Origin of the sequence: Pseudomonas pudica (genome assembly GCF_015680405.1) — a bacterium.
GTDB classification, from domain to species: Bacteria; Pseudomonadota; Gammaproteobacteria; order Pseudomonadales; family Pseudomonadaceae; genus Aquipseudomonas; species Aquipseudomonas pudica.
The window spans coordinates 21794-28847 of record NZ_JADLJS010000053.1 but is presented as its reverse complement, the minus strand read 5'-3'; the positions used below and the strand labels follow the sequence as shown (position 1 = coordinate 28847).

Below are 7054 nucleotides of genomic sequence, written 5' to 3'. Positions count from 1 at the left end.
GGGCCGCTATGCGGCCCTATCGCGACACAAGGCCGCTCCCACAGCCCTACACAGCTGCCGTTGTCGTTATAATCCCCGCCATTCCGTACACCCCACAGGTTTCATGCTCTTGGACATCATCGACACCGCCGCCGCCGAGTCCGCGGCCGAAGGCTACTCCCGCATCGCCCTGGGCGTGGAATACAAAGGCGCGCGCTATCGTGGCTGGCAGCGTCAGGCCAGTGGCGTGCCCAGTGTCCAGCAGGCCCTGGAGCAGGCGTTGTCCAAGGTGGCCAACGAGCCGATCTCGGTGATCTGCGCCGGGCGCACCGACGCCGGCGTGCATGGCTGCGGGCAGATCGTGCACTTCGATACCCGCGCCGTGCGCGACGAACGCGCCTGGACCATGGGCACCAACTTCAACCTGCCCCACGACATCAGCGTGGTCTGGTCGCGGCCGATGCCTGCCGACTTCCATGCCCGTTTCAAGGCCTGTGCCCGGCGTTACCGCTACGTCATCTACAATGACCCGATCCGCCCGGCGCACCTGGCCGAGGAAGTCACCTGGAACCACCGCCCGCTGGATGTGGAGCGCATGGCCGAAGCCGCGCAGTACCTGCTCGGTACCCATGACTTCAGTGCCTTCCGCGCCAGCCAGTGCCAGGCCAAGTCGCCGGTCAAGCACATCTACCACCTGCGCGTCACCCGCCATGGCCAGATGATCGTGCTGGATGTGCGTGCCACTGCCTTCCTGCACCACATGGTGCGTAACATTGCCGGTGTACTGATGAGCATCGGTGCCGGAGAACGCCCGGCCACCTGGGCGCGCGAGGTGCTGGAGGGGCGCAACCGCCGCGAAGGTGGAGTCACGGCGCACCCGTACGGGCTCTACCTTGTGCAGGTGGAGTACCCCGAGGAGTACGCGCTGCCCAAGCGTTACATCGGCCCACACTTTTTGACCGGCTACGAGGCACTGGCAGACTGACGGGCGAAAAGTCATTTGCTAACATCCGGCCTTTCACCGTAACAACCAGGGTTCGCTGTCCATGAGCAATGTTCGCAGCAAGATCTGCGGGATTACCCGCATCGAAGACGCACTGGCCGCTGCCGAAGCGGGCGCCGATGCCATCGGCTTCGTCTTCTATGCCAAGAGCCCGCGCGCCGTGGACGTGCGCCAGGCGCGGGCGATCATCGCCGAGCTGCCGCCGTTCGTGACCACGGTCGGGCTGTTCGTCAACGCTTCGCGCTGCGAGCTGAACGAGATCCTCGAAGTGGTTCCGCTGGACCTGCTACAGTTCCACGGCGATGAAACCCCGCAGGACTGCGAAGGCTACCACCGCCCCTGGATCAAGGCCCTGCGCGTGCGCCCGGGCGACGACCTGGAGGCGGCCTGCCAGCTTTACGCCGGTGCCCGCGGCATTCTGCTGGACACCTATGTGCCAGGCGTACCCGGAGGCACCGGTGAAGCGTTCGACTGGTCGCTGGTGCCGGCGCGACTGAGCAAGCCGATCATCCTGGCGGGCGGGTTGTCTGCCGACAATGTCGGCCAGGCCATCGCCCAGGTGCGGCCGTACGCGGTGGATGTCAGTGGCGGCGTGGAGCAAGCCAAGGGCATCAAGGACGCGGCGAAGATCGAGGCATTCATGCGTGCGGTGAAACAGGCGTGATGGCAGATGTGACGGCTGGCTGCGCGCCATCGTCCATAGCTTTCGCAGCCCCGCGGGGCAGCCGCCCGCGCCTGTGGCGGCAAGGCATACATTAGCGGTGGGGTGGCGCGCTGGAAGTCCCGGCGGCCGGTCCATCATCGTTTCATAAAAGATTTTGAGCTCAAGGGCAGGGCAGGGCCGGCGATACCGGCCCACGCCTGCCAATACTGGAGAAAGAAAGCATGAGCAACTGGTTAGTCGACAAACTGATCCCTTCGATCATGCGTTCCGAGGTGAAGAAGAGCTCGGTGCCTGAAGGCCTGTGGCACAAGTGCCCGGCCTGCGAGGCCGTGCTGTATCGTCCGGAGCTGGAAAAGACCCTGGATGTCTGCCCCAAGTGCAACCACCACATGCGCATTGGCGCACGTGCGCGCATCGACATCTTCCTCGACGCCGATGGCCGTGCCGAACTGGGCGCCGACCTGGAGCCGGTCGACCGCCTGAAGTTCCGTGATGGCAAGAAGTACAAGGACCGCCTGGCCGGGGCGCAGAAGCAGACCGGGGAGAAGGACGCCCTGATCTCCATGAGCGGCACCCTGATGGGCATGCCGATCGTGGTCAGCGCCTTCGAGTTCTCGTTCATGGGCGGCTCCATGGGCGCCATCGTTGGCGAGCGCTTCGTGCGCGCGGCCAACTATGCCCTGGAAAACCGCTGCCCGATGGTCTGCTTCTCCGCCTCCGGCGGTGCGCGCATGCAGGAAGCGCTGATCTCGCTGATGCAGATGGCCAAGACTTCGGCCGTGCTGGCGCGCCTGCGCGAAGAAGGCATCCCGTTCATCTCGGTGCTGACCGACCCGGTTTACGGTGGTGTTTCTGCGAGCCTGGCCATGCTCGGTGACGTGATCGTCGGCGAGCCGAAGGCACTGATCGGCTTCGCCGGCCCGCGCGTGATCGAGCAGACCGTGCGCGAGAAGCTGCCGGAAGGCTTCCAGCGCAGCGAGTTCCTGCTGGAGCACGGTGCCATCGACCTGATCATCTCCCGTGGCGAGCTGCGCCCGCGTTTGGCCCGCCTGCTGGCGCAGATGACCGGCCAGGAAACCCCGGAACAAGCGCGCGAGGCGGCTGCCGTCGCGTGATGAAACAACGATCCCTGGGCGAATGGCTCGCCTACCTCGAGCAGTTGCACCCCTCGGCCATCGACATGGGCCTGGAGCGGTCGCAGAAGGTGCTTGCCCGGCTGGCGCTGGGCAAGCTGGCGCCACGCGTGGTGACGGTGACCGGCACCAACGGCAAGGGCTCGACCTGCGCCTTCGTGGCCTCGCTGCTGCGTGCCCAGGGGCTCAAAGTCGGCGTGTACAGCTCGCCGCACCTGTTGCGTTACAACGAGCGGGTGCTGATCGATGGCCAAGAGGCCAGCGATGAGCGCCTGTGCGAAGCCTTCGCCGCCGTCGAGGCGGCGCGGGGCGATATTTCCCTGACCTACTTCGAGATGGGCACCCTGGCCGCGTTCTGGTTGTTCTACCAGTCGCAGCTGGATGCCGTGGTACTGGAAGTGGGCCTTGGTGGCCGACTGGACACCGTGAACGTGGTGGATGCCGACCTGGCCCTGGTGACCAGCATCGGCGTCGACCATGTCGATTACCTGGGGGATACCCGCGAGCTGGTGGCCTTCGAGAAGGCCGGCATCTTCCGTCAGGGCAAGCCGGCACTGTGCGGTGACCTGGATCCGCCTCAGCCGCTGCTGGACAAGGCCGCCGAACTGGCTGCGCCGCTGTTCCTGCGTGGTCGTGACTTCGACCTGGCCAGTGCCGATGGCAGCTGGAGCTGGCGGGGTACTGCGGCTGATGGTACGCAGTTGGAGCTGCGTGGCCTGCCTTTGCTCGACCTGCCCATGGAAAACGCCACGCTGGCCTTGCAGGCTTATCTGCTGATGGGCCTGCCCTGGGACGCCGGGCAGATTCGCCAGGCGCTGCTGGATACCCGTATCACGGGTCGCCTTGACCGTCGCCTGCTGAGCTGGCAGGGCAAGCCTGTGGAGCTGTTGCTGGATGTCGGGCACAACCCGCATGCTGCGGAGTACCTGGCCCGGCGCCTGGCGGCCCGGCCGCTGAAAGGGCGGCGCCTGGCGGTGTTCGGCCTGCTCGCCGACAAGGACCTGGACGGTGTTGTTGCGCCGCTGCAGGGGCTGGTCGACGACTGGGCGGTGGCGCCACTGGATACCCCGCGCAGTCGCCCGGCTGCAGAACTGGCCACGGCCTTGACGAACCTCGGCGCCGCGGTGAAGTCTTATGCCAGCGTCGACGCTGCCCTTGAAGGGCAGTGCGCGCAGGCAACGGCGGGTGATCAGATCTTGCTGTTCGGTTCGTTTTTCTGTGTTGCCCAGGCACTGGAATGGCTGGAGCGGCACGCCCAGGAGGGTGGAGTAGATGGCAGTGCTGGATAAAGGGATGAAACAGCGCATGGTGGGTGCGTTGGTGCTGGTGGCGCTGGCGGTGATTTTCCTGCCGATGCTGTTCACCCGCGAGGACGAGATGCGTCAGGTGCGCGTCGAGGCCCCGCAGGCGCCGGCCATGCCAAGCCTGCCGGAAGTGAAGGTGGAGCCGGTCGCCGTGCCGGAGCCGCAGGTCATTCCCGAAGAGCCGCAGCAGGCACCGGTGGTGGTGGACGAATCCACTGCGCCGGCGAGCGCGCCCAGCCAGCCGATTACACCGTCACCGCAGACCCAGCCTCAGGTACAGGTGCAGCCTCAGCCTCAGCCTCAGCCTCAGCCCCAGCCCGTCAAGCCGCAGGCGCCCGTGGCCAAGGTCGAGCCTCAGCCGGCAGCCAAGCCGGCCGCACCCGCGGCGCCGTCCAAGATCGACGTCAATGGCCTGCCGGTCAGCTGGTCGATCCAGTTGGCCAGCCTGTCCAACCGTGCCGGGGCCGAAAAGCTCCAGCAAACCTTGCGTAGCCAGGGTTACAACGCCTATATCCGCTCGGCGGGTGGCATGAACCGGGTGTACGTGGGGCCGCTGATCGAGCGGGCCGAGGCTGAGCGCGTGCGTGACGCCATCAATCGCCAGAACAGCCTCAAGGGCTTCGTGGTGCGCTTCCAGCCTGAGCGCAGCTGATACGCGGGGCGGCTTTGCCGCCCATCGACGCGGTTCGTCGCCACGACAAGCCAGCCCCCACCTCGACCGCACTGCTCTCAGGGCCTGTGCAGTCCCTGTGGGAGCCGGCTTGCCGGCGATGAAGCCAACACCAATCTGTCTGACATTCCGCTTACCCAAGCCCCCGCCGCTCTGTTAAAATGCGCCGCCTCAAACGTCTGCAGGCAGCACCGTGGCATTTACCTTGGTTGATTGGGCGATCATCGCGATCATCGCCGTCTCCACACTGATCAGTCTCAAGCGCGGCTTCGTCAAGGAAGCCTTGTCCTTGCTCATCTGGATCATTGCCGGTGCGGTTGCCTGGATGTTCGGTGGTTCGCTCTCGGTGTATCTTGAAAGCTACATCCAGACGCCGTCGATGCGCGTCATCGCCGGCTGCGCCATTCTTTTCGTCGCCACCTTGCTGGTGGGGGCCATGATCAACTTCCTCATCGGCGAGCTGATCCGCGTGACCGGGCTGTCCGGTACCGATCGTTTCCTGGGCATGGCCTTCGGCGCCGCGCGCGGGGCCTTGCTGGTGGTGGTGGCCATCGGGCTGATCAGCCTGGGGCCGGTTCAACAAGACACCTGGTGGCAGGAATCTCGCCTGATACCACAATTTCTCTTGGTCGCCGACTGGTCGAAAAACCTGATCCTGGGTTTTACCGGCCAGTGGACACCCAGTGGGCTGATCGGCACTCCAGCTGATCTTCCGTTCAAGGAACAGTTGCTCGGGCCGGCAAAGCCCTGAGCGCTATTCACTCAAGTTTCGTCAAAGTAGGGGTTGCGTCGCATGTGTGGCATCGTCGGTATCGTCGGTAAGTCGAACGTCAATCAGGCGCTGTATGACGCGCTTACGGTCCTCCAGCACCGCGGCCAGGACGCTGCCGGTATCGTGACCAGCCATGACGGCCGGTTGTTCCTGCGCAAGGATAATGGCCTGGTGCGCGACGTGTTCCAGCAGCGCCACATGCAGCGCCTGGTCGGCAACATCGGCATCGGCCACGTGCGCTACCCGACTGCGGGCAGCTCGACCTCGGCCGAGGCCCAGCCGTTCTACGTCAACTCGCCGTACGGCATCACCCTGGCACACAACGGCAACCTGACCAACGTCGAACAGCTGGCCAAGGAGATCTACGAGTCCGACCTGCGTCACGTCAACACCAACTCCGACTCGGAAGTACTGCTGAACGTGTTCGCCCATGAGCTGGCGGTGCGTGGCAAGCTGCAGCCGACCGAAGAAGACGTGTTCGCCGCGGTTTCCCACGTGCACAGCCGCTGCGTCGGCGGTTACGCCGTGGTTGCTATGATCACCGGCTACGGCATTGTCGGTTTCCGTGACCCCAACGGCATCCGCCCGGTGGTGTTCGGCCAGCGTCACACCGACGAAGGCGTGGAATACATGATCGCCTCGGAGAGCGTGGCCCTCGATGTGCTCGGCTTCACCCTGATCCGCGACCTGGCGCCGGGCGAAGCGGTGTACATCACCGAAGAAGGCCAGCTGTACACCAAGCAGTGCGCCGAAGCACCGAAGCTGCAACCGTGCATCTTCGAGCATGTCTACCTGGCCCGCCCGGACTCGATCATGGATGGCGTGTCGGTGTACAAGGCCCGTCTGCGCATGGGTGAAAAACTGGCCGACAAGATCATGCGCGAGCGCCCCGAGCACGACATCGATGTGGTCATCCCGATCCCGGACACCAGCCGCACCGCGGCCCTGGAGCTGGCCAACCGCCTGGGCGTCAAGTTCCGCGAAGGTTTCGTCAAGAACCGCTATATCGGCCGTACCTTCATCATGCCCGGTCAGGCCGCGCGCAAGAAATCGGTACGCCAGAAGCTCAACGCCATCGAGTTGGAGTTCCGCGGCAAGAACGTGATGCTGGTGGACGACTCGATCGTGCGCGGCACCACCTGCAAGCAGATCATCCAGATGGCCCGCGAAGCCGGCGCCAAGAACGTCTACTTCTGCTCCGCAGCCCCTGCGGTTCGCTATCCCAACGTCTACGGCATCGACATGCCGAGTGTTCACGAACTGATCGCCCACAACCGTACCACCGAACAAGTGGCCGAGTTGATTGGTGCCGACTGGCTGGTCTACCAGGACCTGCCGGATCTGATCGACTCGGTTGGTGGCGGCAAGATCAAGATCGACCAGTTCGATTGCGCGGTATTCAACGGTGAGTATGTCACCGGCGATATCGACGAAGCCTACCTCGACCGTATCGAGCAGGCTCGTAATGACCTCGCCAAGGTCAAGAACCAGGCGGTCAGCGCGATCATCGACCTCTACAACAACTGATT

7 protein-coding genes are annotated in these 7054 nt (G+C 64.6%); all 7 read left to right on the top strand.

Annotated features, from left to right (window positions below):
- The first annotated feature begins 103 nt into the window (after positions 1–103).
- The 7 genes from truA (at position 104) to purF (ending at position 7052) form a co-directional block, all read left to right on the top strand.
- A complete protein-coding gene (gene truA, locus IRZ77_RS23815; RefSeq protein ID WP_046617034.1) occupies positions 104–964 on the top strand; it encodes a tRNA pseudouridine(38-40) synthase TruA in 861 nt (286 codons plus the stop codon).
- 61 nt (positions 965–1025) lie between these two features.
- Positions 1026–1646: a phosphoribosylanthranilate isomerase gene (locus IRZ77_RS23810; protein WP_046617033.1), complete on the top strand. Its 621-nt coding sequence runs from the start codon at positions 1026–1028 to the stop codon at positions 1644–1646.
- A 221-nt stretch (positions 1647–1867) separates the two neighbouring features.
- Positions 1868–2761 (top strand): acetyl-CoA carboxylase, carboxyltransferase subunit beta, encoded by an 894-nt coding sequence (gene accD, locus IRZ77_RS23805; protein ID WP_046617032.1) that lies wholly within the window; start codon positions 1868–1870, stop codon positions 2759–2761.
- The gene (gene folC, locus IRZ77_RS23800) at positions 2761–4068 is read left to right on the top strand and encodes a bifunctional tetrahydrofolate synthase/dihydrofolate synthase (protein ID WP_135001587.1); all 1308 of its coding nucleotides are present in this window, start codon (positions 2761–2763) and stop codon (positions 4066–4068) included. The genes accD and folC overlap by 1 nt, the downstream gene beginning before the upstream one ends.
- Positions 4052–4735, top strand: a complete 684-nt coding sequence (locus tag IRZ77_RS23795; RefSeq protein WP_046617030.1) for an SPOR domain-containing protein — start codon at positions 4052–4054, stop codon at positions 4733–4735. Before folC ends, IRZ77_RS23795 begins: the two co-directional genes overlap by 17 nt.
- A gap of 211 nt (positions 4736–4946) precedes the next feature.
- Positions 4947–5504, top strand: a complete 558-nt coding sequence (locus IRZ77_RS23790) for a CvpA family protein (protein ID WP_013971612.1) — start codon at positions 4947–4949, stop codon at positions 5502–5504.
- Between the two features lie 42 nt (positions 5505–5546).
- The gene (purF, locus tag IRZ77_RS23785; RefSeq protein WP_046617029.1) at positions 5547–7052 is read left to right on the top strand and encodes an amidophosphoribosyltransferase; all 1506 of its coding nucleotides are present in this window, start codon (positions 5547–5549) and stop codon (positions 7050–7052) included.
- Positions 7053–7054: the final 2 nt, after the last annotated feature.